Raw genomic sequence first — 26,237 nt, 5'->3', positions numbered from 1 at the left:
TTTATATGAAAAGATACTCTTCATTTTCCATTTGTACCTTGAAAGTAACTTTTGCTTTCAGGGCATTGAATACTTTCAAAATAGTGTCAAGACGGGCACTGGTAGTGTTGTTTTCTAACTTTGAAATTTGTGCTTTCTGTACGCCTACCAGGCTGCCTAATTGTTCCTGCGTAAGGTGTTGGGTTTCCCGTGCTTTTTTGATGATATCACCGAGTAGGTCCATTTGAAGGTCGAATTCGAATTTTTCTCTTGGAGCAGAGCCTACGGGGCCAATGTGTTTGTCTAGTTGTTCTTCCAGCGTGAAGGTTTTCAATGGTTTCTTTTTCATTTTTTTGCGGTTTAGTACTTACTTTGAAAATAATGTCGTCTAAGCGCTATGGCGCGATTGATTTCTTTCTTAGGGATTTTGTCTGTTTTTTTAATAAAGCCGTGCGTGGCAATAACCAATGTCTCTGCTATGGTAGTATTGTCCCAAAACGCTAGTATTCTGTATTGAATGCCTCCATAATGGGTTCTGAATTCCCAGATATCATCCCGTACTTTCTTTAGTAACTCAGGATCTGTAGCATATCTGCTTTTATAGATATTAGCGTAAATTTTTTCTCTGACTTTCGCATGTACTATGTCAAGAAAGTGAGCTGCAGGCTCTAAAAAGAGCACTTTAAATCTGGGGTCAAACATGGATGATATGGTTTACCCAAAAATAAAGAAAGTTTCCATTTATGGAAACTTTCTCGAGCACTTTCTTTTTTAGATAACTCTTAAATCACCACCAATTCATAAAAATCACCAGGCGTAAAATATTGTTTAGCCAGTTGTTGCAATTCTTCTGCAGTAATTGTCTTGATGGTTTGAATATTATTATAGAAATAATTTTCATCGAGGTCGTTCAGGATCAGGTTTTTCCAGCGTTGAATAAGCTGGAATGCGCCGTCCAGGTCGCCCAGGATGGATCCGATCATGTAGTTGCGTACCAGGTCCAGTTCTTCCTGTGGTACAGGCTCTTCCTGCAGGCGGGTCAACTCTTTGTAGATCTCTGCAATGGTGGCCTCACACACATCCCGGCCCGCTTCTGTTTGGATATTCAGCGCACTGGTTTGACGGAAGTTGTAAAGCTGGGAATAGATGCCATATGTATAGCCCTTTTCTTCCCGGATGTTACTCATTAAACGGGAACCGAAGTAGCCACCGAAAATGGTGTTTAACACCAGCATCTTAGGGAAGTCAGGATGATAACGGTTCGGGAAATGTCGGGCTACCCGCACAGCACCCTGAACGCCATTTTCATCATTGAAAATCCTGAACTTCTTTTCTTCTGCGGGTTGAATAGGAAGATCCAGCTTTATCAGGTTGGTTTCTCCATTCCATGGCGTGCTGCCGAAAAATTTATTCAGCAACGCAATCATGTTGGCCGGCAGGTTACCCGCCACAAATATTTTGCAGTTATTGTAAGTATAATGTTTCTTGTAAAAGGCCTTCAAGCCTTCTGTTTGCAGTGCGTCATAGGCCATCATGGTGCTTACGCGGCCATATGGATGGAAATCGCCGAAAAGGTATTTATCAATAAAACGGTTGGCAACAAAGTCGCATTTCAAGAGGTTTACTGCCAGCTTTTGCTTCTGGTTTTGTTTGTAAAGACTCAGCTCTTCTTCCGGAAATATAGGATCCATTATTACTTCCTGCAGCATAGGTAACAATACTTCCGCATGTTTGGTCAGGCAGTGCAGGGTATAAGTTGCATTTTCATGGTAGGCATTACGGTTAAGGTAAGCACCATGATAATCGATATTTTCATTTATTTCCTGGGCAGTATGTTTGCTGGTACCATTTTTCATGAGAAAGTTGGTGGCAGCGGCTTCGAGGCTTTCGCTCTCATACCAGCTGCCGGCTGGAAATACCAGTTCCAGTTGCAGCGTTTCCTGCTCATCGGATTTCATCACATATACGGGGATGCCATTGTCCAGTTTGAACTGTTCATATGGCTTCAGCTTTATATCAAATTCCACCGCATCTTTAATGGGAGGGGCTATCGTTCTGTTCATGAGTCGTATTTAAACGGTAATGGGCTGTAAACAAGCCACAGATTTAGTTTGCAGCGTAATAGTAAATGGTATTTGAATTTTTTTCGTCAAAAAGCAGCTTTGCTTCTTCATGTAATTCGGCCGCCGTTACTACGTCATAATTTTTAAACTCCTGGTTCATCAGGGCTGCATCGCCGAGCAATTCATAAAATGCCAAGTTGTTGGCGCGGCTTAATAAGCTCATATCTTCAAAAGCGAGGAGGCTTTCTACGCGGTTTTTAACTTTTTGCAGCTCCCGCTCCGAGATCACTTCATTTTGTAATTTTTCCAGCTCCAGTTGAATGGCTTTTTCCGCATCTTTCATTTTTACCCCTTTCACCAGCTTACCTTCAATAGTCAGTAATCCGGCATCCAGGCTTCCAAAATGATAACACTCAATATTACTGAATAGTTTCTTTTCTTTTACCAACACCTGGTGCAGGCGGGAAGAACTACCCCCACCCAGGATATCAGAGAGAAGGTCTGCGGTGTAGTAACGTTTGTCTGTGCGGGAGTACATATGATAACATTTGTACAGCGCATCCAGTGGCACATTGGCTTTTACCTCCAATTTATGTGCGGCTGTTTGTGGTGGTTCTACCGGCAGGTTACGCTGATATTTCTCGCCGGATGGAATGTCTCCAAACCATTTCTCTGCAAGGGCTTTCACCTGTTCTGGTGTTACATTACCGGCAACTGTCAGGATTGCATTTGCCGGGCGGTAGTATTTAAAGAAAAATGCTTTTACATCTTCCAGCTTTGCATTTTCAATATGTGATAACTCTTTACCAATAGTCATCCAGCGATAGGGGTGAGTGCTGTAAGACAGCTCCCGCATCTTATGCCATACATCGCCATAAGGCTTATTGATATAGTGTTCTTTAAATTCTTCGGAAACTACTTTGCGTTGTACATCCAGGCTTTTTTCATCAAAGGCCAGGGAGAGCATGCGATCGCTTTCCAGCCAGAAGGCAGTTTCAATATTTTCTGCCGGTAGCTGTATATAGTAGTTGGTCAGATCGCTGGTGGTATAGGCGTTATTCTCGCCACCAGCCATTTGCAGGGGTTCATCGTACGATGGAATGTTGATGGAACCACCAAACATCAGGTGTTCGAAGAGGTGGGCAAATCCCGTTTGTGCAGGGTTTTCATCCCTGGCGCCTACGTCATACAGTACATTTAAGACCGCCATAGGCGTGGTGTGGTCTTCGTGAACAATAACTCTTAGTCCGTTTGCCAGCGTAAACTTATTATAATGGATCATATCTTTTTGTTGGTCAATATGGTAAAAATAGGGAATTACGGGTAGCTTTTGACAGCTTTTAGCATCAAGCTTTTAGCTTTTAGCAAAAAATTGGCAGTACAGCCGTTATTATCTGCTGCATTTGCCAATTGGTTATTAGCTAATAGCTAACGGTTAACAGTTTATTCGAGATATAGTTCTTTACGATCATAGTTGATGGTGAGAGTAAAGTCTTTCCACACGTCATAGCCAATGGAGCCGGCCATTTCCGTGAAAACACCCAGATCGTCGATGTCTTTGCTATAGCTGATAGGTACATTTTTTAAACTGCGACCACCTACTTCCAGTGAGGGAACCGAACTATTGATGTAGTATAATACTTTCAGCATATCCTGTACGCGGTCGGTATTGATGGTGGGTAGCAGGGTATTGAGTTTGTTTTTATCAACATAAGGCCAGTTGAAAAGGATGCCATAGTCGCCGCCAGTGGTGATGTGGTAATTACCTGAAAGCCTGGTGCCATTCGGCAACTGTATAGAAGCGTCTATTATCGGTGTAGTATAGTTAAGCTGGAAATGCAGTAAGCGTCCGGCGTTGTTAGTAGGAGTTTTCCCGGCTTTATACAAGACTAGTTGCTGTTGGCGGTAGTCAATTTTTACAATAAAAGTCTTCATCAAAGCCACGCCTATAATGCCGTCTACCGGTCCGAGGTCATCCAGGTTTTCCAGGTAAGCCTTTACATAAGGGAGGCGTTGGTCTCCGAAGTATAGCACATTAAGGGTGGCCACCGACGTTTGTGCCATCGCGTTATTAATACCGCTCATATAGGCGTTTGTGCCGCCTTTGAGATGTAGCCGGGCAGCGGTATTAGTGTGTAACACGGTTACTTCTGCCCCGCTGTCGAAAATAAAATGAAGGGTATCTGTACTGCCGGAAGTCAGTACAGGAATAATCACATGCTTGTCCACCAATTGAAAAGGGATCACTGCTACCGGTTTCTTATTTTCCCCTGCATCTGCCGATGTAGTGCTTTTACGCTGTGCATGGGCATACAGGAGGGTGCTACAAGAAATTACGGTTACTATCCATAAAAAACGCCACATGACACAAATAACGTCAAAGTATGCTTTTTATTGGCAACTTTTTGATGATTAGGTCATTATCACGGCTGATCAGGCAAACGGCTTTGGTGCCGATATTTTTTAACAACTCCCTGAACAGCTGTAGATTGGGTCCCAGGTTATTGTTGACCGCCATGAGGATATCGCCTTTCCTGAACCCGGCCTTTTCTGCGGGAGAGCCTTTGATAATATCGGTGACTTCTACCCGGCCATTGATCAGGTAAATGATTAAACCGGTGTAGGAGTAATCGAACATATCACGGAAATGCGAATTCGGGATCATGTATATTTCCTTCTTACTGTAGTTGAGGGTGATATTGAAGCGTCTCAGCAAGTCGTTACCAATCATTCCTCCCAAAAAAGGATAGGCGGTAACGTTAGTTTGATCATCAAAGATGTAGGTAGGTACATTCCGGAAGCTGTAGTTACCAATACGGAATTCATTGAGGGTGGTAAGTGACATACTCATCTTCCCTCCCAGCCCCTGGGCTTCTGTTTGAATCATTTTTTTGGTACGGCGTCTTTTGCCTTGCAGCACGCTGCTGTCGTTCACAAACTGTGATGACAGTAAAAGGCACATGCCGGCGCCGGTATCAAAGTAGTAACGGTTATTGATGGTTCTTAAGCTGGTTCTTAAAGGAGCTGATATCAGCGGGATTTGTGTGAGCGAAGGTTTCAGCAGCTGTCCGCCTCTTGGGTACGTAAACTTTCCCTTGGAATAAATGAGAATCTCTTCCGTGTCATAGTCTATGGTCACAATAAACCTGCTCAGGAGGCTAAATCCCATAATCCCATCTACCTGAATTCCATATACCTGGCTAATCAGTTCATAATCATTGATATGGAAGTCGAGGCTATCTACGGTCAGGCCGGGTAATCTGAGGGCATGGTTGCGGGCAAAGGATACTGGTTTTGAGCTTCCCAGGCCTTTAATGATCCGGTCGGAAGGTTCCATTTTAATGCCCAGTCGTGTGCAGGTACTGGTATCGAGGGAAATGCCTGCGCTACCGGTGTCGAGAATAAACTGCAACGTATCCGGATAATCGCCAACCTGTGCCTGTACTACAACTACGCCACCATAGTATTGTTTAAAGTGAAAGCGGGTGATCAACACCGCATCGCGGGTACTATCAGCGCAGGGTGTTGCTACACCGGCTGAGGTCATGGTTGAAGTGCCGGTGATGGCTGCCAATAGCAGCATAACGTGTAACAGAATTGGTCTAAGCATACTGGGGGATGCAGGGATGTATATAATTCTAAATTTAACATTAAAAAGTGTTCGTATAAAATATATTTATTACGGGCGGTTATTTACCTAAATACTACCTTTGCTAAAGTTTATTCCCGGTTAGAAACATAGCAAATGGAACTTCAGGATTTATACAAGAAAGCGCAGGATTTCGGATTTCTGACAGCAGCAGAGGGTGTTTATATGTTTGAGAACGCACCGCTGGCGGAACTGATGGAGATAGCCAACGAGCTACGAAAACAACAGGTACCGCATGGTAAGGTTACCTGGCAGATAGACAGAAACGTGAATACCACCAACGTGTGTACCGCCAACTGCAAATTCTGTAACTTCTATCGCATTCCCGGCCATAAGGAGGCATATATTACCCCCATTGAAGAGTATAAAAAGAAGATTGAGGAAACGCTGAAGTATGGCGGCGATCAGCTGTTATTGCAAGGTGGGCATCACCCTGAATTGGGCCTTAGTTTCTATGTAGATCTCTTCAAAGAGCTGAAACAATTATATCCGGAATTAAGATTGCATACCCTCGGCCCCCCCGAAGTGGCACACATTACCAAGCTGGAAAAGAGTACGCATATTGAAGTACTCCGCGCCTTACAGGAAGCGGGTATGGATAGTTTGCCCGGCGCAGGTGCGGAGATATTGAATGATCGTGTACGTCGTTTAATCTCCAAAGGTAAATGCGGTGCACAGGAATGGCTGGACGTAATGCGTGCAGCCCATAAACTGAATATTGCTTCTTCCGCTACCATGATGTTTGGTCACGTGGAAACCGTATTGGAACGCTTTGAACACCTGGTAGACATTCGGCAGGTGCAAAGCGAAAAACCGGAAGGTCACTATGGCTTTACCGCCTTTATACCCTGGACATTCCAGGACGTAGATACGTTGCTGGCAAAGATTCGTGGTGTACACAACATGACTACCGCTGAAGAGTATATCCGCATGATTGCAATGAGCCGTATCATGTTGCCGAATATCAAGAACATCCAGGCATCCTGGCTTACTGTTGGTAAACAGGTAGCACAACTGTGTTTACATGCTGGTGCGAACGACTTCGGTTCTATTATGATTGAAGAAAACGTGGTAAGTGCTGCTGGCGCTCCACACCGGTTTACCTATCGGACTATGCAGGAGGCGATACGTGAAGCTGGTTTCGAACCACAGCTCCGCACCCAGCTTTACAAATTCAGAGAGCTCCCCGCTGCTATAGAAGAGCAGGTGATCAACTACTAGAAACTGTTATTTATATGAAAAAGGCATCCCGGCATCCGGGATGCCTTTTTCTTTTTATAAACAATTCATTAGCAAATCATTAACAACTGAGAAAGAATTGTTAAAACTGTCTTGTACATGTTACAAAAAGCCTCCTGCTACGTCTAACTGGTAGAACTAATTAAACTAAAGGAGGGAATATGAAAAAGCTGGGACTTTTCATGGCAGGATTAGCAATCCTCGCCATGGCAGCCTGTACAAGCACCAAAGTAACGTCTTCCTGGCGTTCTAATGATGCGCAACAGTTGCAGAAGGATAACAAAATAATGGTAATGGCGCTGGTACCTCAGAGAGATCGTACCCTGCGTAGCCAGATGGAAAATTATACAGTGGCAGAGCTTAGGAAGAAAGGATACAACGCAATATCGGCGCTACAGACTTATGGCCCCCAGGAATTAGGAAAAATGACCGAGAAGGAAGTGGTGAAGCAATTACAAGGGAGTGACGTAAACCAGGTGATGACCATTGTAATGCTGGACAGAGGCAGAGAAAGAACTTTTGTGCCTAATTATCAGCCTTATGGCTACTATGGATTCTGGCCTTATTACTCTATGTGGTACTCCAGGATGTATGCACCCGGATACTATACCTACAACACTAAATATCAGTGGGAAGGTAATTTGTATGACCTGAAGAGCGGACAGATGTTATATTCTGTGCAGTCACAGTCTTTCGATCCGCCAACCACAGAAAGAATGGCAGTTTTGTATGCACAACAGGTAGTGAAAGATATGGCCAGACAACAGTTACTGGCGAAACAATAATACGGGAATCAGTGCTCCGGATTTAGCCGTTGGTTTTTAGGTTGCTCGTAAGCGACGCTAAAGGCCAGCGGCTAATTAATAAATGCAGGTTGGATTTTACGTTAAATCGATGTAAGTTTAACGCCCCTTTTAAATCCAGCTATGTTCGAAATAACAGTCAATGAAAACATATACCTGCGGCAGTTGCAACTGCAGGATGCTCCACAGGTATATAAGCAGCTGGACCAGTCGCGGAAAAGTCTGCGTAAATTTTTACCCTGGGTAGATTACAATACCAATGAAGAACATTCCCTGCGTTTTATTCAACTCATGCTCCGCAAGGCGGAAGAACAGGAAGCTGTTGCATTGGGTATATGGTACCAGCAACAGTTTTGTGGTGTGATAGACTTGCACGGCTGGGATCATCAGCTACAGAAAGCGGAAATCGGGTATTGGATAGCAGAAGCCTTTCAACGTAAAGGTATTGCCACCATGGCCTGCAGGGGCCTGATCACCTTCGCATTTAAAAAGTTACACCTGAATAAGATTGAGATCCGCTTTGTGCTGCAGAATGAGCGAAGCGGGCAAATCCCAATTAAGCTGGGATTTGCCAAAGAAGGTATCCTGCGCCATAGTGCCAAACTGCATGGACAGTATGTGGATATGGTAGTAATGGGGATACTGCGGTCCGACTGGAAAGCCTAAGGCAGTTGGGATTGCCGCACTTTACTGTGTTTTTTACCGTAAAACTCGTAAATCAGCATTCCAATGGCCATCCAGATAATGAGGCGCAACCAGGTATCCCAGGGAAGAAATGCCATCATTACGGCGCAGCAAAGAATGCCCATAATGGGAACAAAAGGTACCCAGGGTGTTTTGAAGGCACGCGGTGCATCCGGCATAGAATACCGCATGATCCATACTCCTGCGCATACGATTACAAAAGCCAGCAGGGTGCCGATGCTGGTCATCTCCCCTACTACCCTTATTGGTACCAGTGCGGCAAACAAGCTTACAAATACACAAAAGAGTATATTGCTTTTCCACGGTGTACGGTAACGGGGATGCACCTCCGAAAATATTTTCGGCAACAGCCCATCTTTAGACATCGCATAAAATACCCGCGATTGTCCCCATAAATCCACCAGTATTACGGAAGTATAGCCCACAATAATAGCCAGGATGATCATTTGCCCCAGCCAGTGAAACGGTGTATGTGCAATGGCCACTGCCACCGGCGCGGCGTTGTTTTTAAACTCCTGGTATGGTGCGAGACCAGTGAGTACATGGGCAAAAAGAATGAAAAGGACAGTACATACCGCCAATGAACCCAGGATGCCAATAGGCATATTGCGACGCGGGTTCCTGGTTTCCTGTGCGGCAGTGCTTACAATATCAAAGCCCAGATATACAAAGAAAATAACGCCTGCTCCTCTTAATATGCCGGAAATGCCATATTCGCCGAAATTGCCGGTATTTTTTGGAATGTAAGGGGTGAGATTAGCCGGCTGTATATACTTCCAGCCAAGGATAATAAAAACGAGGACTACACCTACTTTCAGCGACACCACTACTGCGTTCCACAGGGCAGATCCTTTGGTGCCGCGTATCAGGATGGCAGACATCAGGATAATGATCAGGGCCGCCGGCAGGTTAAAATACCCGTGTGTGGTAACTCCATTGGCCAGGGTTATGGTTTCGAACGGAGAATGGACAAATTGTGCCGGGATATAGATATCGTATTTAGCCAGGAAGGCTACGAGATAGTTAGACCAGCTAATGGCTACCGTGGCAGCGCCTACGGAAAACTCCAATACCAGGTCCCAGCCGATAATCCATGCCAGTCGCTCTCCCATGGTGGTATACGCGTATGTATATGCGCTACCGGCCACTGGTATCATAGAGGCAAATTCAGCGTAACAGAGGCCCGCAAAAGCGCAACCAACGCCGGCTACTATAAAGGAAAGAGTGATGGCTGGTCCGGCGTTATTACCGGCAGCTGGTCCTGTTAAGGAAAACAATCCTGCTCCGATAATAACACCTAGTCCCAGCATTAAGAGCTGGAAGCCATTCAGCGTACGTTTCAGGGTGTGCTTATTTTCTTCGGCCGACTCCTGAAGCAGCCATGCTAAAGGCTTTTTGTAATAATCTTTCATTAATATACCCTACTGTTTTGGTGGACTATTGCGCGAAAGTAGGATATATTTATGAATTAAGCGATATCGCAAATGCCAACGGCTTGAGTGAGAGAGGCGATCTGGTCTTTATGTGCAGGGATAAACTCCTGAGCCACATGACCTTTGAAGCCGGTTTCATAAATCGCTTTCATAATAGCAGGGTAGAATAATTCCTGGGTTTCATCAATTTCATGACGGCCCGGTACTCCACCAGTGTGGTAGTGGGCAATATATTCATGGTGATCACGGATATTGCGGATCACATCTCCCTCCATAATCTGCATATGGTAGATGTCATATAGCAGCTTAAAGTTAGGGGAACCCACTGATTTACAGAGCTCTACGCCCCATGCGGTGTGGTCGCACTGGTAATCATGATGATCTACTTTACTATTCAGCAGTTCCATCACCAGGGTTACTTTTTTCTTTTCTGCATAGCCAATGATGCGCTGCAGGCCTTTTGTGCAGTTTGCGATGCCTTCCGAATCGCTCATGCCATTGCGGTTGCCTGAAAAGCAGATGAGATTTGAGAAACCTGCTTTGGCCGTTTCATCGATGTAGTGCTTGAAATATTCTTCCAGTTTATCGTGGTGTGCAATGGTATTAAATCCTTTGCTAATCCCCCATTCCGGGCCATTGCTGGCTACCATGGCGGTAATCATATCATTCTTTTTCAGAATGGAGAAGTCTTTCGGATCCACGAGATCAATAGAATGAATGCCGATTTTTTTAGCGGCTTTACAGAGTTCATCCAAAGGCATGCTATAACACCAGGCGCAAACCGAGTGATTAATTTTGCCTTTCAAGGACTCGTCAACGGCCCGTTCATGGGCAGAAACCCTGTTAGTGAGAGAAGATAGCGCAGTGGATGCCAAAGCCATGGTGGCTACTTTTTTAATCATATCGCGGCGTGAGTTTTCCTGGTGCATAAAAAGGATTGCTTTAAGAGCCATCAATGTAGTTGAAATTATGCGTACTTACAAGCTCCTCCTACCTCTAGGGAGAAAAAAAGGAGTGGAAATACGGATTTTAATTTTTCACGTAGAACTATCCGCGGCCGGGTTACGTTTATATATTAAATTGCAGGTAATATCTGAAAGTTGGTAAGTAATTTGTTTAAGTATTGAAAAGCGGAGGTTGATATGGAAAAAAAATATACTCCCAGTTTATGGTTTTGCATTCTGATGGATTTATTAGGATGCGCCAGTTATGCGGTGCCGGTGTTAGGAGAGGTCAGCGATTTTATTTGGGCGCCCATTTCCGCCATTATTTTCTATCGGATGTTTGGCGGTTCGTTGGGTACCTTTGGTAGCGTTTTTAACTTTATGGAAGAATTATTTCCCGGAACAGATTTCATCCCCACATTTACAATTTCATGGGTATTGAAACGGGTATTAGCAGGAAGAAGGAGTACGGTATCTGCCTAAAAAATGATTAAAAGAAGAAGGGCTATTGTTTAGCAGTTATTTTGCTGAACAATAGCCCTTTCTCATGATGATAAATAGTGGTTATCAGAAGCCTCTCATTTGACGGAATCCTCCGCCACCCCGGCCACCGGGGAAGCCCATACGATTTCCTCCCTCTCCCGGTTTGTTGTTGCCACCAAAACGGTTCAGGAAATAAGTAAAACTCACCATAAAATATTGTTGCAGCACGTTGCTTTGCGTATCCTGTATATAAGTATCCGCCACCGTACGGGTAACGCTCACGTACTGTTTTAGCAGGTCAAAAGCCTGTACCTTAATCATACCCTGCTTTTTAGGGAATACATACTTCGCTATATTGGCATTCCACATGGTAGAGGTAAGATTATACCCCACCGGCCGGTTACGGTTCATGGTGCAGGTAATATCACTGCCAATCATAAATCCTTTCGGCAGGTTGATATTGAAATCCGCATTGATGTTATAATCCAGGTAGCGGGTATCCTGCTGGTTTACATTAGTCGCCTGCGTATAGTGGACCCCGTTATAATTAATGCTGCCACCTACTGATACATCCAATAACTCCTTGTACATATAATTTACATTGGCAGATTGAGATATCTGTAATGTCCCGGTATAGCTGGTATTGCCGTTTACGATGGTAACATCCCGCGTATAACCTATGTTGGTGCCGGTGTTTAGGTTTTGCCCCGGCGTTTTCGACAAAGGAATGGAGTTGTGCACCATACCACGTAAACTGAAGTAACCATTTACGTTAACAGGTTTTACCATTTGCTTGCCGGTGCTGGTATCCAGCGTGGTGGCATTAATAATTTTATTCACTGCATAAGACCCACTCAGGAAAGCAAACATACCACGGAAAGTAATGTTGTTAAACTGATTGAAGTTAATGTTCAGGTTATTATTGAAAGAAGGCTTCAAATCCGGGTTACCCAACTGAATGTACAATGGGTTGCTGTTATCCGGAACGGGCGCCAGTTGCTGTACACTCGGCTGCTGTGTATTTCCGTTGTAGTTGATGCGTAACCGTTTGCTCTTGGAAAACATATAATTAAAAGACGCCTGTGGCGCGAAATTAATGGTATGTTGCTGGATGAGTGTATCCTTTCCCGTAAGGAAGGAATGGGTAGTATTATCCAGGTTGTTGAACAGTACGTTTAATCCAAATGAGTAGTCGTATTTCAGTTTGGTAGTACGCAAAGACAGGCCAGCCTGCTGATTCAGCGTATTGTTGGTGAAAACATTACTGAGCGAGTCATTCATGATATTGTAATCCTTGTTGGAAGCATCATAATCATACGTATACTTCGTGCTGGTATTGGTGTATTTGGTCAGCCCATAGTTAGCTTCCAGGTACCGGTCTCTTCCAACGGGCTCTGTATAAGTCAGGTTTACGCCTGCGTTGCGGCTGTCGGTATTGACCTGGTTTCTTTGGTTAAAAGCACTGATGCTGTCATTTTTGAAGAAGAAGAAATTGGACTTCACAAAGTTTTGCTGATCATTACTACTATTGTTATAGTTGAAGTTCGCACTGAGTGAACGGCCTTGTTTTTTAAATTTTTTACGGAATAACAGGCTTCCACCGATGTTGGTGTTGGTGCCCTGTCCGTCGTTGATAGTACTGCCTCTGTTGATAGAATCTTTGTTATTAAGAAGCGATGAACTGTTGGTAACACTATAGCTATTCCCATTGGTGAGGGAATAGGTAGGTGAAAAAATCAGCGAGTGCAATGAATCGATTGTATATTCTATGCGGGCAGAAATGCGGTTGTTGCTGTTATCTGTCTGCGACGCAGAGGTAGAATAGTCGTTGGTGGTGGTAGGATTTTTGTGTTGATCCTGGGAAAAGGTTTGCCTGGCTTGCTTTTGTTCTATATCCGTTTTGGTATCATTAAAAAAGTAGCTGCCGTTTACGATCAGGTTTTTATTGAAGTCCTGGTTAAAGTTCAGACCTGCATTCCAGTTGCGGGTAATACCGGGATTATTGGCGCCCATACCCGAAGCCATGCCACGCATGCCGCCACCACCGCCTCTGCCCCCTCCTCTACCACCGCCGGCAGAGTTGAAGCTCATCTGATCCTGTACGGTATAACCTGTATTGTTCACGTTATTACCGCCACCTAACAGCGATACCTGTTGGTTTTCCCGGAAGCGGTTTAAGCTGATGGAGCTACCGAAGCGGTCATCGGTACCATATCCGGCAGTAGCCCGGCCAAACATGCCTTTCTTCTTATCTTTTTTGATGGTGATATTGATGGTTTTTTCTGTTTGTCCATCGTCAATACCAGTGAACTGCGCCTGGTCCGACTTTTTATCTATCAGTTGTACTTTATCAATGATGTTGGCGGGAAGGTTTTTAGTAGCCAGTTTTGGGTCGCTGCCAAAGAAAGGTTTGCCGTCTACCAATACTTTTGTAACGGTTTCACCCTGTGCGGTGATGGCGCCGTCTTTATCCACGGTGACGCCGGGTAATTTTTTCAGAAGGTCTTCCACTACAGCGTTTTCGCGAGTTTTGAAGGCATCGGCATTAAATTCAAGCGTATCTTTTTTTACTACGATGGGTGGTTTTTCACCTTCAATTTCCACTGTGTTCAGGTCTACGCCTTTATGTCCCATGGCGATGTTGCCGAGGGCAATATCTCTGCGGTCGGGAGTGATTTGTATTTGTTTGTTGAGGGGTTTGTAGCCCAGGAAGCTCACGTAGAGCCGGTAGGCGCCATCTGCTACATTGGTCAGTTCAAAATTACCTTTAGTATCTGTCATGGTGGTACTGGCAACGCTGGAGTCTTTCGCGTTCAGTAACGCCACGGTGGCGGCGGGCATGGCCTCCTTCGTGGTGGAATCAGTCAATTGGCCTTTAATCTTTCCTTGCTGGGCCTGGGCTTGTGCATACAGTATGCTCAATCCCAGTACCAGCAAGAGTTGTATAAGTTTCTTCATAAATGAATTTAACAGCGGAGGGGAAGTTAGGATGAAATTTATTATTGTTGTTGCCGCTTACGTAATTTATCCATCTCCTGTTTTCTGATCTCTCTCATTTGTTCCTGTGTTACTTTTTCTGCACCGGCAGGGAGGCTAAGATCTGCATCTGTAACAGGTTTCAGGTTTACGCTCTTGGCCACGAAAGAACGTTTGCTGCCTTCTGCCGACAGTACTACGGCATTATTTTCGGGTAACAAACCGTTCACCGGAGCGAAGCTAAACGGCAGTTCAGTGGTATACCATACGGTGTAGGTGTCGTCTTTAAGCTGTATGGTGGCCTTTTTACAGTTGTATCCGGCTATTTTTTTAGTTTTATCAGACGACTTGGTATTAGCGGTAAAAATAAAATCCTCTTCTGTGTAGTATGTTTTTTTATCATCGCCAAAGGTGCTGAAAACCTGCTCATATTTTTTGTTGGCCAGGTCTACGTATTGGGCGTTGTTGCCACGGAAACCCATACCTCCGCCCATGCCGGGCCGGCGGCCAAAGCGGTTGCTGGTGTCGCCTTCCGGCCGCTGCCTGCGGCCGCCGCCGAAGTCGGGGCGTTCGGTGGTGATTTTACCGATGTTGTTATTGAAGGTAAAAGTTTGTTTAAAGGTGATGACATCGGGAATTTCCGGCGCATCATCGCTTCCGCGTTGAAAGCCACGCATGCGTTCAGGATCTGTTTTAGCAGTTACTTCATATTCAATAGTGCCTGATTGCTGGGCTAATACAGGGCTGCTGGCGGAAAGCAGCGTAGCTGCTGCAAAAAGTAAACGGATAGTTCGGTTCATACCTGGTTGTTTTTGTTACAACAAAATTGCTCTTTCAGGTTCGTTTTTTCGGTTAAAAAGCTTTATTTACTGTTATTTACTGTTAAGGCTGGTTGGTAACCGTTAATCTTCCTTATTTACTGTTAATTACTGTTAAGGGATTAGCCGGTATTCAGCCCGGAATGGATAGTTTTGTACGGATCTTAAAATCTTCCATGAGACAACGAATTAGAAATATCCTCATCCTGATGTCTGTTTGTATACTGGGTATATTTCTATTCCAGGGGTATTGGCTGTATAATTCTTATAAGCTAAGACAGGAGCAGTTTAGCAAGGAAATTAATGAGTCGCTGCGCCAGGCAGTATTTAATAAGCAGTTTTCAGATGTGCGGCGTTATATCCGCTATTTTGGAAAAGATAAAGATTCGTTGAACAAGCCGATGCGTGGATTGGCGGAACAATTGGAAGAAATTGGCGTGCCCAAAGGAAAACGATTCCGTGGGCAGCGGGAGTTTGACCGCTTCCCGGGATCTCCCCCACCAGAAGCTTTCCACGGCGATTCTCCCAACAAAGTATATGCAGATACCCTGGCCAGGCAAATTTCAGAATTCCTTATCACCAGCAACTTACATAATGATAGCACCAACCTTATTAAACTGGATTCTGTATTCAAAGTAGAGCTGGCGAACCGCCAAATAGCCACCCCCTATAAACTGGACACGTTCCACTTCAGCTATAGTGGCTTTGAAAGGGAAACCTTCCGGGATAGTATCCGGAAACGGGAGCCCCGCCAAACCTCCAAGATTCCTTTTAACCCGGCCAGCAACCTCTTCGTGCAGGCCAGCTTCGATTCTCCCCTGCAGTTTATCCTGCAGAAAATGATCTGGACCCTCCTGAGTTCTGTGGTGCTACTGGTGCTTACAACGCTCTGTTTTATATATATGCTGCGAACGATCCTGAAGCAGAAGCGGCTGTCGGAAGTAAAGAACGACTTTATCAACAATATGACGCATGAGCTGAAAACGCCGATTGCTACTGTATCTGCGGCTGTAGAAGCGTTGCAGAATTTCAATGCGTTGAATGATCAGCGAAAAACGCAAACGTACCTGGACATCTCCAAAAACGAATTACAGCGCCTGTCCGACCTGGTAGAAAAAGTACTGCATATTGCTGCAGAGGAAAAAGAAGATATTGAACTGTTTCGCGAAGAAACAGATCTGAATGAAGTGATTGATAACATCCTTTCCAATCACCAGCTGAAAGCCACGAAGCAGTTGCAGTTGCGCTATGATAATAACCTGGCAGGTAAAATGGTACAGGTAGATAAAACACATTTATCGAATGCTATCAACAACCTGGTAGATAATGCCATTAAATATTCCGGAGAACAGGTGCAGTTATATATACAAACCAGCCTGGAAAATGGTATCTTAAAGATTAAGGTGAAGGATAACGGCATTGGTATTCCGAAGGTATACCAGGGGAATATCTTTGATAAATTTTTCCGCGTACCTACCGGCGACCTGCATAATGTAAAGGGTTTTGGTTTAGGCTTAAGTTATGTGCAGAAGATTGTGGAAATGCACAATGGTACCATCCAGGTGCATAGCGAGCCTGACAAAGGCAGTGAATTTACCCTTATCATTCCTTCTGCATAATCATCGTAAATAAAGAAACTATGGCAAAAGTATTATTGATAGAAGACGAAGTACAGCTTGGACAGATCGTAAAAGACAGCCTTGAAATGCGGGGCTTCGAAATGTTGTATGCAGCCGATGGCAGAGAAGGACTACGTTTATATCAGCAGGAACACCCGGATGTGGTGGTGCTGGATATCATGATGCCGAACATGGATGGATTTACGGTGACGTCCGAAATCCGTAAGCAGGATAAATTCACCCCGATTATTTTTCTCACGGCTAAATCGCAGACTGTGGATGTAGTAAAGGGCTTTGAACTGGGCGGCAATGATTACCTGAAGAAGCCTTTCAGTATGGATGAACTGATTGTACGCATTACCGCATTACTAAAGCGTTTTGCGGACAACCCCGGCACCCGTGAAGTGGAAGAAGGTGCCGTATCTATTGGTCAATATGTATTCAACTATACCAAGCAAACACTAACCCGCAATAATACCGTAGAATTTCTATCCCACCGCGAGGCCGCTATTTTGCAGCGGTTGTACAACAACAAGAATGAGGTAATGGAGCGGAAGGCAGTATTACTGGATTTATGGGGAGATGATAACTTCTTTAATGCCCGCAGCATGGACGTTTTCATCACCAAGTTGCGCCGGTACCTGAAAGATGATTCCAGGGTACAGATTGTGAATATTCGCGGTGTTGGGTATAAGTTGATTTTTTAGCCCGGTATATTCATAGCAGGGGCTATTTCAAAGGTGATGCATACGCGGGTGCCTTGTATGGTGTTTTCTTTTCCTGACAGGTCTGTAATTTCTATATTGAATTGGGTGTGGTACATAGAGCGGTAAAGTGAAGCCCGTTCCATGCATATTTCCATTCCCCTGGAGTGATGACTGTGCGTTTTTAAGCCTTCATGATGGTATTGCTGCGCCTGTACCCGGCCTATTCCGTTGTCGATAACCTCACATGCATATAAATTTTGTTGCAGCTGCATCCATTCAATATGCAGCCGGCGATCTGTTGCCTTATGCATTAACCCGTGCCAGATGGCGTTTTCCACAAATGGCTGTACCAGCATACAAGGTACCTGCAGGGCAGATGGTGAAATCCGTGGATCCGTTTTGAGAGTATATTCAAATCCTTTGTTGGTGCGTAGTTGCTCCAGTTTCAGGTATAGTTCCAGCATATCAGATTCTTCCTGCAGGGAGATGAAATTTTTGTCGGCCAGCTGGAGTACTTTCCTGAGCAGAAGAGCAAATCCGCAGATATATTCCTGGGCCAGGGTGGTTTCGCCGGTCAGCAGCGCGGTGTAGATGCCATTCAGGCAATTGAACTGGAAATGTGGATTTACCTGTGATTTGAGGCTGCGGAGTTTTAGTTCTGATAGTTGTTTACGGAGTAATAGCAACTCTTTCTCCTGCTGGTTGGTGTGTAACACCATAGTTCTTTCATTGCCTTTGATAAGAAGGTAACGGGATCGGTAATGGACGAAAAGGAGTAGAAAGGCGCCAGATATGGCTATGGCCAGTAATAACCAGGTAATGTGTATCGTGACAGACATACCCTCGCTGATTTGCTCATGAAATATACGTTATTTCGGGCAAATATGGGTTATCTCCCCCACAACAGTTTACTCCTAATCGCTTATCTTTGTCGTTTATGGAACAGTTAGTACAGCAAATAGCCACCTACAAAGAAGAAATAGCGGCTTTTACGCCTGCGGGCGCCGCGGATCTGGAACAGTACCGCATAAAATTCCTGGGTACAAAAGGTATCGTGAAAGCTCTTTTCGGGGAGATGAAGCAGGTACCGAATGACCGTAAGAAAGAATTTGGGCAGATATTAAACGAATTTAAACAACTCGCGGAGTCGCGCTATGAGCAGTTCAGTGATCTGAAAGATGCTACCGGCGCAGATGCTGGCGATATTGATTATACTTTACCCGCGGCGCCACACCGCCTGGGTACCCGTCATCCTATCAGCCTGGTGCGGAATAAAATTATCCGCATTTTTGAGCGTCTGGGCTTCAGCATTGCAGAGGGACCAGAAATTGAGGACGACTGGCATAACTTCACCGCATTGAACTTACCGGAAAACCATCCGGCCCGTGACATGCAGGATACTTTCTTCATCAGCAAGAACCCGGATTGGTTGCTGCGTACCCAAACTTCTTCTGCCCAGGTAAGGGTAATGGAAGCAGGCAAGCTGCCTATCCGCATTATCAGCCCGGGAAGAGTATACCGGAATGAAACCATTTCAGCCCGTGCACACTGCTTCTTCCACCAGGTAGAAGGATTGTATATCGATGAAAATGTATCTTTCGCGGATCTTAAGCAAACGCTGTATCACTTCGTAAAAGAGATGTTTGGCGAAAATACAGGTATCCGTTTCCGTCCTTCCTACTTTCCATTCACAGAGCCAAGTGCTGAAATGGACATTGTGTGCTTCATTTGCGGAGGTACAGGTTGCCCGGTGTGTAAGCAAACCGGCTGGGTAGAGATCCTCGGTTGTGGAATGGTACATCCAAAAGTGCTGGCTAATTGCGGTATTGATCCGGAAAAATATACCGGTTTTGCCTTCGGTATGGGAATAGAGCGTATTACCATGTTGAAATACCAGATTAAAGATTTACGCCTGTTCTCTGAAAACGATACCCGTTTCCTGGAGCAATTCGAAGGTGCGGTATAAACTATGAAGCAAAAAGCGAAATGTATAAAGCAAAAGCTATTGTAGCGGGTCATTGGTCGCTGCAATAGCTTTTTTTCTGTACGAAAAAACCTCAGATAGTGATACAATCTATAGCCGTATGTGGCGCAGGTACCATGGGTGCCGGAATAGCACAAATAGCAGCTTATAGCGGATTTAATACACTGTTGTTCGATATCCGGCAGGAAGGACTGGATAAAGCGAAATCGCAAATAGAGAAGAGCCTGGCTGTAGCCGTAACAAAAGGCAAGCTGACAGCGGAAGAACAGGCGGCCACCTTGCAGCGGCTTCGTTTTACCACGGTGCTGGAAGATTGTGTAGCCGACATCATCATTGAGGCAATTGTAGAGAAGATAGCCGCTAAAACAGCCCTGTTTACCCAACTGGCAGCCATCAATTCACCAGATACTATTTTTGCTACCAATACCTCCTCCCTGTCTGTATCAGACATTGCGGCGGCCGTGGATAGCCATGCATCCAGGGTGGTAGGGATGCACTTTTTTAACCCGGCACACCTGATGAAGCTGGTGGAAGTGGTGAGTGGAAAACATACGGCGCCCGAAGTGGCAGAAGCAGTGTATACGCTGGCGATGCAGATGGGTAAAGTGCCGGTACGGGTGAAAGATGCCCCCGGGTTTATTGTTAACAGGGTGGCCAGGCATTATTACCTGGAAGCCATGCATGTGGCAGAACAAGGTGCGGCCGACTTCAGCACTATTGATCAGCTGTTGGAGAGTGTGGGCTTTAAAATGGGGCCTTTCGCATTAATGGACCTGATCGGCAATGATGTGAACCTGGCAGTAACGCAGTCGTTATACGATGCCTTTGCACATGCTCCCCGCTTTAAGCCGAACGTGTTACAGGAGCAACGGGTGAAAGATGGTAAGCTGGGACGCAAAACAGGATTGGGTTTTTACAGGTACGAACAATAGTTTTATTACTTTTGGACCTCTTATAGCATTAGAATTTAGTCTTCATGATTTTAGTAACCGGCGGAACAGGGTTTTTAGGTAGTCATTTAATTCGGGCATTAGTTGCTGCAGGTAAACCTGTAAGGGCATTGTACCGGCAACAACCTTCTCCCCGGTTGCAGGATATTGCCGATAAAATAGAATGGGTTCCGGGCGACATCCTGGATATCTTCACCCTGGAAGACGCCCTGGTAGACGTTACGCAGGTATATCACTGTGCGGCGATGGTGTCGTTTCAGTCGGCCGACAAAGACCGCCTGCTGAAGATTAACGTAGAAGGAACGGCTAATGTAGTCAATATGGCGCTGGATGCTGGTGTAAAGAAACTGCTTTATGTAAGCTCTGTGGCTGCTATTGGCCGTGCAAGAGAGAATGCGGCCGTAAATGAAGCCTGTGAATGGGAAGACAGCAAAAATAACTCGCGCTATAGCATCAGTAAGTTCCAGGGAGAAATGGAAGTGTGGAGAGGGATGGCGGAAGGGCTGGATGCCGTAATTGTAAATCCTTCTATTATTCTCGGTGCCGGCTTCTGGGACGATGGTTCCGGGGCATTGCTGAAGAACGCCTGGAAGGAGTTCCCTTACTATACAACAGGGGTGAATGGCTTTGTTGATGTAGCAGATGTAGTGAAAGCCATGATACTGCTGATGGATAGTGATATCCAGGGAGAGCGCTTTATCCTTTCTGCCGACAATTGGGATTATCAGCGTCTTTTTACCACGATGGCACATGCCCTGGGCAAAAAGCCTCCTCATATTGCTGCGAAGCCCTGGATGGCAGAAGTGGTGTGGCGCCTGGAGAAAATAAAGGGGATGCTAACCGGCAAGCATCCGCTGGTAACAAAAGAAACAGCCCGCACAGCACAAATGAAAGTTACCTATGAAAATACCAAGGTGCTGAATGCACTGCCGGGTTTCCGGTTCCGGCCATTAGAACAAACGATCCAGCAAATTGCTTCCGCTTTCTTAGCAGAACGTGCCGGCAAATAACAGCTAACGCAACATCACCATAAAAATGCGGCCATTGCAGCCGACAGTGTTTTCGTCATTTCAGGATCTGCCTCCTTACTTACCCATACTTTGGGCTTACTGCCTGTTGATTTATCACCCGGCTTTACTGCTGCTACAGGTTGTCCGCGATACTGGAATTCATAGCAGATGTTTTCATAAGAATTGACCTTGCCAAAACGATTATGGGCAGTGATACGTATATCTATATCGGCTGACCTGAGTACACCTACTGGTTTATTATCATTTAGCTCCAGGTAGTGAGGGGATTTAACAATCATTTCCCAGCGCTTTAGCGGCTCATTTTTGGTGCCATTGATCAAAGTGTAGCGAAGGTCCGTATTGCCCGGCAAACTACTTAAATAAGCCGGCAAATTGCGATTGGCAAAAGCAATGGCAGTTGTATTCATGGTTTGCACCAGGAGATGCTCATCATTGCCATCCAGGTAGAAATTAAAGGCATTTTTAGGATCCTTGATGAAGGTGGCCTCCGCCACTCCGTTTTTGCGGGAAGTAGTGGTATATGCCCCTAAAGAGAGCGTTTTGGCAGATAGCCAACTATCTTTTACCCCGGTGGTCCATTGCTGATCATTGCTATATAGTGAAGGGGTGGTATGGGTGTTGTTAGGGGTGCTGCAACTCCAGAGCAGCATACCCATTAAAGCGGCAAAGAATGGTTTCATGAAGTGAGTGGGTTTAGAATGACGGGGGCATTAGTGGTGGAAGGTTGTTTATCTGCACTGCCGGCAGATAAACAACCGTTGTTGAGTATGTTATTTGAGATCTTTTACCTTTTCCCAGATTTCAGGAATACGTTTGATCCAGCTAAGCTCTTTCTTTTTTGCACGGGCATCTTCTACCGGGTAACCAAAGTATACTTTACCTCCTTCGAGGCTGGAAGGTACACCGCTTTGCGCCAGTACCACTGCACCTTTTCCGATGGTGAGGTCTTTGTTCACGCCTACCTGTCCCCAGAGGATTACGTTGTCTTCAATATGTGCTTTACCGGCAATACCTACCTGTGCAGCAATGAGGCAGTTCTTGCCTACTACCGTACCGTGCCCGATATGGATCATGTTATCCAGTTTGGTACCGCGACCGATGATAGTATCGCCACTCACTCCTTTGTCGATGGTACAGCCAGCGCCTATTTCCACACTGTCTTCTATGATTACTCTGCCACAGCTTTCCAGCTTATCGTACATCACTTCCCGCTCTGCTCTTTTCTTAAAGTAAAAAGCATCACCACCCAGCACGGTACCGGCGTGAATGATGACGTTATCGCCAATCACACAGTGATCATAAATAGTAACGTTGGGATGTATGAGGCAGTTACGTCCAATGCGCACATGGTTACCAATGAATACGTTGGGTTGCACCACTGTGCCCTCTCCTATCACCGCGCTATCGCTGATGGCTTTGGTTGCCGGTTCAAAAGGTCTGAATCTTTTTACCAGTTTCACATAAGCACTGAACGGGTCATCAAGCACCAAAATCGCCTTGCCTTCGGGACAATCTACCTTTTTGTTAATGATGATAATGGTTGCTGCAGAATTAAGACTGGCGGCATAGTATTTCTCAAAGTCAACAAAGGAGATATCTCCTGGTGTTACCTTATGTATTTCATTGATGCCGGTGGCCATCAATTGACTGTTGCCAATCAGCTCTGCGCCTATATATGCTGCTATTTCAGTTACTGCAACAGGTGCTTCGAACTTCATATACTCTGAATTATTAAATAATGTTAAAGAGTAACAAAGGTAGTGAATCAACAATTCCAATAATCAAAATTTGGGGAGATGATAACATCGTTGGGGAAGTTTCAATCTGCTGTTATCCACAATTATTTTAGTGGTGTGAATAAATTTTTTTGTAAAATTTTTCTTTTGTGATGAAATTCTTTTTAATATTGTGTAGGGAATTTTGTTTCCCTGTACTTACTAACCCATTCACATAACAAGAAAGTCTGATTGTTTAAACGGTCAGACTTTTTTTATTGCCTCTGAAACCCGCGCGAATAAAGCGTTACAGCGAATCACATTTTTATCTTACTAAAAACTATCTCCATCGCCTCTTCCTCTTTTTACCATTTTCATGGCAGGAAGGTAACAGGACACCTCCCCTCATTTTTTATACTTTTTGGGAATTTTACCCGCTAACAAGGTTTTTTTATCCGGCTGCACCCAAATTTTTTTCCATTTTTTTATCGCTCACCGGAGTAGTCAGAACAGCAACAATTCTTTATCACGCTTTCCAACTACTCCGATGATGTATCCAAACAGTAAATGTACTGTTTAGATAGACTTGCTAAACAATTGTGAATGTGGTACTTGTCGCCACAGGCGGGCGTCGAAAGCCATACAGATATTACGTATAAAAGGCTTGCCCTTAGAGGTTACCATCACCTTTTGAGGAAGTACAGTTACCAGTTCATCCTTCTCCAACTCCTGCAATCTTTCTATCCCCTCTATCACCGCTTCACATTGTGTATCTGCCTTCTGCCAGGTAGTTTCGAAGTGGCACATCAGGTCCTGGATATGCTTTCTTAACAAGAGATCTTCTTCACTGAGTATATGCCCCCGTACTATAGGGAACTCGCCTTTGTTAACCAGCTCCTGCCAGACATCAATCTTCTTTTCATTTTGCACATACGCGTACCAGTTATCGCCAATGGAAGATGCTCCCAAACCTACCAGCAGGGAGGTATGTGTAACAGTATACCCCATGAAGTTGCGATGTAATCTTCCCTGTTTAAAAGCAGTATGCAGGGCTTCTCCCGGCAATGCGAAATGGTCCATACCTATTTCAGTATAACCGTTGCTGTCTAATAGCAACTTACCCAGTTCATACAGTTGTCTTTTCTCTTCATCTCCGGGTAAGTCGGCTTCTGTATACCGGCGTTGTCCTGTTCCCTTGATCCAGGGTACATGTGCATAACTGTAGAAAGAGATACGGTCAGGCCGTAATCTCACCACCTTGTCGATGGTGTTTTGTATGCTGTTGAGTGTTTGCAATGGCAGGCCATAGATCAGATCAAAGTTGATAGAAGTAAAGCCGATCTTCCTGGCGTTCTCAACTACAGAGGCTACCATTTCAAAAGGTTGGATGCGGTTGATGATTTCCTGTACCCGCCTGTCGAAGTCCTGTATACCCAGGCTGATTCTGCGGAAGCCGAGATTGTATAATGTTTGCAGATGCTCCGGTGTGGTATTGCCTGGATGTCCTTCAAAACTAAGGGAAGCATCCGGAAGTAGTTCTGCATGGCTGTAAATGCCTTTGAGTAAGGCCGATAAATTTTCGGCGCTGAAGAAGGTGGGTGTTCCTCCTCCCAGATGCAATTCACGGATGCGGGGTTTGCTGCCGAAGGTATTTACATACAGCTCCCACTCTTTCAGCAACGCTGCTATATAAGGTGCTTCTACGCCATGGTTAACGGTGATATACTTATTGCAACCACAGTAGGTACACATGCTTTCGCAAAATGGAAGATGAATATAGATGCTGATACCATCCCTGCCATTAGACTCCTGGAAAGATTTTTTTAACAACGCTTTCCAACTGTCGGCATTAAAGGTGTTTTCTTCCCAGTAGGGTACGGTAGGGTAACTGGTATATCGGGGGGCTGCTACGTTATATTTACTGATGAGGCTCATGATGACTTATGATTTATGACAACAATTTTTAACAACATGTTCGCTGTGTGGTACCATGGTAGGACTGATGTAGGGAATGCCCAGGTTAAGGCCCCGGAGAATTAATAGAACTCCCATCAGGCTCACTACTACCGGTATCATACGGCGCATTTTATTTCTTACGGAGAGCGTGATCAGGTGACTGAATGAAGCAACGCCAATCATCGCAGGCATGGTACCGGCGCCAAAGGCGGCCATGAACAAGGTCCCCTTTACCACATCGCCGGTGGCAATGGCGCCGGCAATGGCCAGGTATACAAGTCCACATGGCAGGAGTCCGTTCAAAAATCCGATAGCGTATAGTGTGCGAAATCGCCGTTGTTGTAACAGTTGACCCAGGTGTAACTTAATCTTTTGCGTAAAGGCATTAGGTGGTTGTGGCCCCCTGGTCCAACGGATACCGCTATACTTTAAAATAGCCACCAGCAATAGAAGACTACCAGTAATAATAGATAGCCACTGCTGCAGGCCTCCCAGGTACAATTGTTTACCCAACCATCCAAAGATGAGTCCCATGATGGCATAGGCGCTGACACGGCCTGCATTATATAGCAGGATGCCAGCCATCTTTTTGCCGCCGGTAAGGTGCTGGACGGGTAGCGTGAGGGCAATAGGCCCACACATACCAATGCAGTGAAAACTACCTACAAAACCAAGCATAAAAGAGGCGATCATATCATTCATTTTGGGTTAGTTAATATGGATGGCTTGTTCCTGGTAAAACGGGCGATCGTTCATGGTCCATTGTACCTTTAAACGATACTGACCTTTGGTAAATAACTGCCTGTTTATCAATTGATGACCTGCATCGTCTGCCTGTAATGGGAGGTGTATATCTTTGCCGGAATCTGAAGGCCGGTAAAAGGTGAGTTGGCCGGTAATCTTCCTCCCTTGCAGCTCATGAGGAAAGGTGAGCAGCACGCCTTCTTCCGGTTGGGTAATGATAATAAGTGAAGAAAGACCAGCCGCATTTTGTTTGCCGTCTATCACCTGCTGGTATTTTAATTCTTCCCCATAATAGTCCGGCGTCACCATGTCTATTTTGGTCCGCATGCTTTTGGTGACCAGTGTCAGGATACCAGCAGCAAACACTACAAATACAATGATAATCTTGTGTCCCCAGTTCATGATAATCTGTTTTAAAAGATGTTTATATCGATACCTG

25 protein-coding genes are annotated in these 26,237 nt (G+C 45.1%); 9 read left to right on the top strand and 16 right to left on the bottom strand.

Features of this window, described 5'->3' with window-relative positions; translation table 11 throughout:
• Position 1: 1 nt before the first annotated feature.
• The 6 genes from J7623_RS00220 to J7623_RS00195 all read right to left on the bottom strand — a co-directional run bounded on the left by J7623_RS00220 (position 2) and on the right by J7623_RS00195 (position 5,652).
• A complete protein-coding gene (locus J7623_RS00220; protein ID WP_291915789.1) occupies positions 2-328 on the bottom strand; it encodes a helix-turn-helix transcriptional regulator in 327 nt (108 codons plus the stop codon).
• 11 nt (positions 329-339) lie between these two features.
• Positions 340-681, bottom strand: a complete 342-nt coding sequence (locus J7623_RS00215; RefSeq protein ID WP_291915787.1) for a type II toxin-antitoxin system RelE/ParE family toxin — start codon at positions 679-681, stop codon at positions 340-342.
• A gap of 80 nt (positions 682-761) precedes the next feature.
• Positions 762-2,042, bottom strand: a complete 1,281-nt coding sequence (locus J7623_RS00210; RefSeq protein ID WP_291915784.1) for a pitrilysin family protein — start codon at positions 2,040-2,042, stop codon at positions 762-764.
• Between the two features lie 43 nt (positions 2,043-2,085).
• Positions 2,086-3,324 carry a pitrilysin family protein gene (locus J7623_RS00205; RefSeq protein ID WP_291915780.1) on the bottom strand — a complete coding sequence of 413 codons (1,239 nt, stop codon included), beginning with the start codon at positions 3,322-3,324 and terminating at the stop codon, positions 2,086-2,088.
• Between the two features lie 161 nt (positions 3,325-3,485).
• Entirely contained in the window at positions 3,486-4,406 is a 921-nt protein-coding gene (locus tag J7623_RS00200; protein WP_291915777.1) for an aspartyl protease family protein, read from the bottom strand.
• Between the two features lie 13 nt (positions 4,407-4,419).
• Positions 4,420-5,652 carry an aspartyl protease family protein gene (locus tag J7623_RS00195; protein ID WP_291915774.1) on the bottom strand — a complete coding sequence of 411 codons (1,233 nt, stop codon included), beginning with the start codon at positions 5,650-5,652 and terminating at the stop codon, positions 4,420-4,422.
• Positions 5,653-5,787: 135 nt separating this feature from the next.
• Between J7623_RS00195 and mqnC the strand changes: the two genes are divergently transcribed.
• The 3 genes from mqnC to J7623_RS00180 all read left to right on the top strand — a co-directional run bounded on the left by mqnC (position 5,788) and on the right by J7623_RS00180 (position 8,399).
• Positions 5,788-6,912 carry a cyclic dehypoxanthinyl futalosine synthase gene (gene mqnC, locus J7623_RS00190; RefSeq protein WP_291915772.1) on the top strand — a complete coding sequence of 375 codons (1,125 nt, stop codon included), beginning with the start codon at positions 5,788-5,790 and terminating at the stop codon, positions 6,910-6,912.
• Between the two features lie 179 nt (positions 6,913-7,091).
• Positions 7,092-7,715, top strand: coding sequence for a hypothetical protein (locus J7623_RS00185; protein ID WP_291915771.1), 624 nt, complete (start codon positions 7,092-7,094; stop codon positions 7,713-7,715).
• 141 nt (positions 7,716-7,856) lie between these two features.
• Positions 7,857-8,399 carry a GNAT family protein gene (locus tag J7623_RS00180; RefSeq protein ID WP_291915769.1) on the top strand — a complete coding sequence of 181 codons (543 nt, stop codon included), beginning with the start codon at positions 7,857-7,859 and terminating at the stop codon, positions 8,397-8,399.
• Here the strand turns inward: J7623_RS00180 and J7623_RS00175 are convergent.
• Both J7623_RS00175 and J7623_RS00170 read right to left on the bottom strand, forming a co-directional pair.
• Positions 8,396-9,850, bottom strand: coding sequence for an amino acid permease (locus J7623_RS00175; protein ID WP_291915767.1), 1,455 nt, complete (start codon positions 9,848-9,850; stop codon positions 8,396-8,398). The genes J7623_RS00180 and J7623_RS00175 overlap by 4 nt on opposite strands.
• Before the next feature lie 56 nt (positions 9,851-9,906).
• Positions 9,907-10,800 carry a TIM barrel protein gene (locus J7623_RS00170; RefSeq protein ID WP_291915765.1) on the bottom strand — a complete coding sequence of 298 codons (894 nt, stop codon included), beginning with the start codon at positions 10,798-10,800 and terminating at the stop codon, positions 9,907-9,909.
• Between the two features lie 213 nt (positions 10,801-11,013).
• On the opposite strand from J7623_RS00170, the gene J7623_RS00165 reads away from it, so the two are divergent.
• Positions 11,014-11,298, top strand: coding sequence for a hypothetical protein (locus J7623_RS00165; protein WP_291915762.1), 285 nt, complete (start codon positions 11,014-11,016; stop codon positions 11,296-11,298).
• 84 nt (positions 11,299-11,382) lie between these two features.
• On the opposite strand, the gene J7623_RS00160 is transcribed toward J7623_RS00165, so the two are convergent.
• Positions 11,383-14,256: a TonB-dependent receptor gene (locus J7623_RS00160; protein ID WP_291915759.1), complete on the bottom strand. Its 2,874-nt coding sequence runs from the start codon at positions 14,254-14,256 to the stop codon at positions 11,383-11,385.
• A gap of 41 nt (positions 14,257-14,297) precedes the next feature.
• Entirely contained in the window at positions 14,298-15,074 is a 777-nt protein-coding gene (locus J7623_RS00155; protein WP_291915757.1) for a GLPGLI family protein, read from the bottom strand.
• Positions 15,075-15,268: 194 nt separating this feature from the next.
• Here J7623_RS00155 and J7623_RS00150 point away from each other — a divergent pair, with 194 nt between their 5' ends.
• Entirely contained in the window at positions 15,269-16,711 is a 1,443-nt protein-coding gene (locus tag J7623_RS00150) for a HAMP domain-containing sensor histidine kinase (RefSeq protein WP_291915754.1), read from the top strand.
• Between the two features lie 20 nt (positions 16,712-16,731).
• Complete coding sequence (locus tag J7623_RS00145) at positions 16,732-17,418, top strand: response regulator transcription factor (RefSeq protein WP_291915752.1); 687 nt, start codon at positions 16,732-16,734, stop codon at positions 17,416-17,418.
• Here the strand turns inward: J7623_RS00145 and J7623_RS00140 are convergent.
• Positions 17,415-18,257 carry a histidine kinase gene (locus tag J7623_RS00140; protein ID WP_291915749.1) on the bottom strand — a complete coding sequence of 281 codons (843 nt, stop codon included), beginning with the start codon at positions 18,255-18,257 and terminating at the stop codon, positions 17,415-17,417. The two genes, J7623_RS00145 and J7623_RS00140, sit on opposite strands and share 4 nt — an antisense overlap.
• Positions 18,258-18,355: 98 nt before the next feature.
• Here J7623_RS00140 and pheS point away from each other — a divergent pair, with 98 nt between their 5' ends.
• The 3 genes from pheS to J7623_RS00125 all read left to right on the top strand — a co-directional run bounded on the left by pheS (position 18,356) and on the right by J7623_RS00125 (position 21,362).
• On the top strand, positions 18,356-19,384 hold the full coding sequence (gene pheS / locus J7623_RS00135; RefSeq protein ID WP_291915747.1) for a phenylalanine--tRNA ligase subunit alpha: 1,029 nt from the start codon (positions 18,356-18,358) through the stop codon (positions 19,382-19,384).
• Between the two features lie 98 nt (positions 19,385-19,482).
• Entirely contained in the window at positions 19,483-20,334 is an 852-nt protein-coding gene (locus tag J7623_RS00130; RefSeq protein ID WP_291915744.1) for a 3-hydroxyacyl-CoA dehydrogenase NAD-binding domain-containing protein, read from the top strand.
• 44 nt (positions 20,335-20,378) lie between these two features.
• On the top strand, positions 20,379-21,362 hold the full coding sequence (locus J7623_RS00125; protein ID WP_291915741.1) for an NAD-dependent epimerase/dehydratase family protein: 984 nt from the start codon (positions 20,379-20,381) through the stop codon (positions 21,360-21,362).
• A 14-nt stretch (positions 21,363-21,376) separates the two neighbouring features.
• Here the strand turns inward: J7623_RS00125 and J7623_RS00120 are convergent, their stop codons facing one another.
• The 5 genes from J7623_RS00120 to J7623_RS00100 all read right to left on the bottom strand — a co-directional run bounded on the left by J7623_RS00120 (position 21,377) and on the right by J7623_RS00100 (position 26,200).
• Positions 21,377-22,063 carry a hypothetical protein gene (locus tag J7623_RS00120; protein WP_291915737.1) on the bottom strand — a complete coding sequence of 229 codons (687 nt, stop codon included), beginning with the start codon at positions 22,061-22,063 and terminating at the stop codon, positions 21,377-21,379.
• A gap of 90 nt (positions 22,064-22,153) precedes the next feature.
• On the bottom strand, positions 22,154-23,101 hold the full coding sequence (locus tag J7623_RS00115) for a UDP-3-O-(3-hydroxymyristoyl)glucosamine N-acyltransferase (RefSeq protein WP_291915734.1): 948 nt from the start codon (positions 23,099-23,101) through the stop codon (positions 22,154-22,156).
• A gap of 573 nt (positions 23,102-23,674) precedes the next feature.
• Positions 23,675-25,033: an oxygen-independent coproporphyrinogen III oxidase gene (hemN, locus tag J7623_RS00110; RefSeq protein WP_291915731.1), complete on the bottom strand. Its 1,359-nt coding sequence runs from the start codon at positions 25,031-25,033 to the stop codon at positions 23,675-23,677.
• A 6-nt stretch (positions 25,034-25,039) separates the two neighbouring features.
• Positions 25,040-25,756, bottom strand: a complete 717-nt coding sequence (locus J7623_RS00105) for a sulfite exporter TauE/SafE family protein (RefSeq protein WP_291915728.1) — start codon at positions 25,754-25,756, stop codon at positions 25,040-25,042.
• A 6-nt stretch (positions 25,757-25,762) separates the two neighbouring features.
• Entirely contained in the window at positions 25,763-26,200 is a 438-nt protein-coding gene (locus J7623_RS00100; RefSeq protein ID WP_291915725.1) for a FixH family protein, read from the bottom strand.
• Positions 26,201-26,237 lie beyond the last annotated feature (37 nt).

The organism is Chitinophaga sp., assembly GCF_017745275.1.
Lineage (GTDB): Bacteria > Bacteroidota > Bacteroidia > Chitinophagales > Chitinophagaceae > Chitinophaga.
This window is presented reverse-complemented; position numbering and strand designations above follow the sequence as displayed.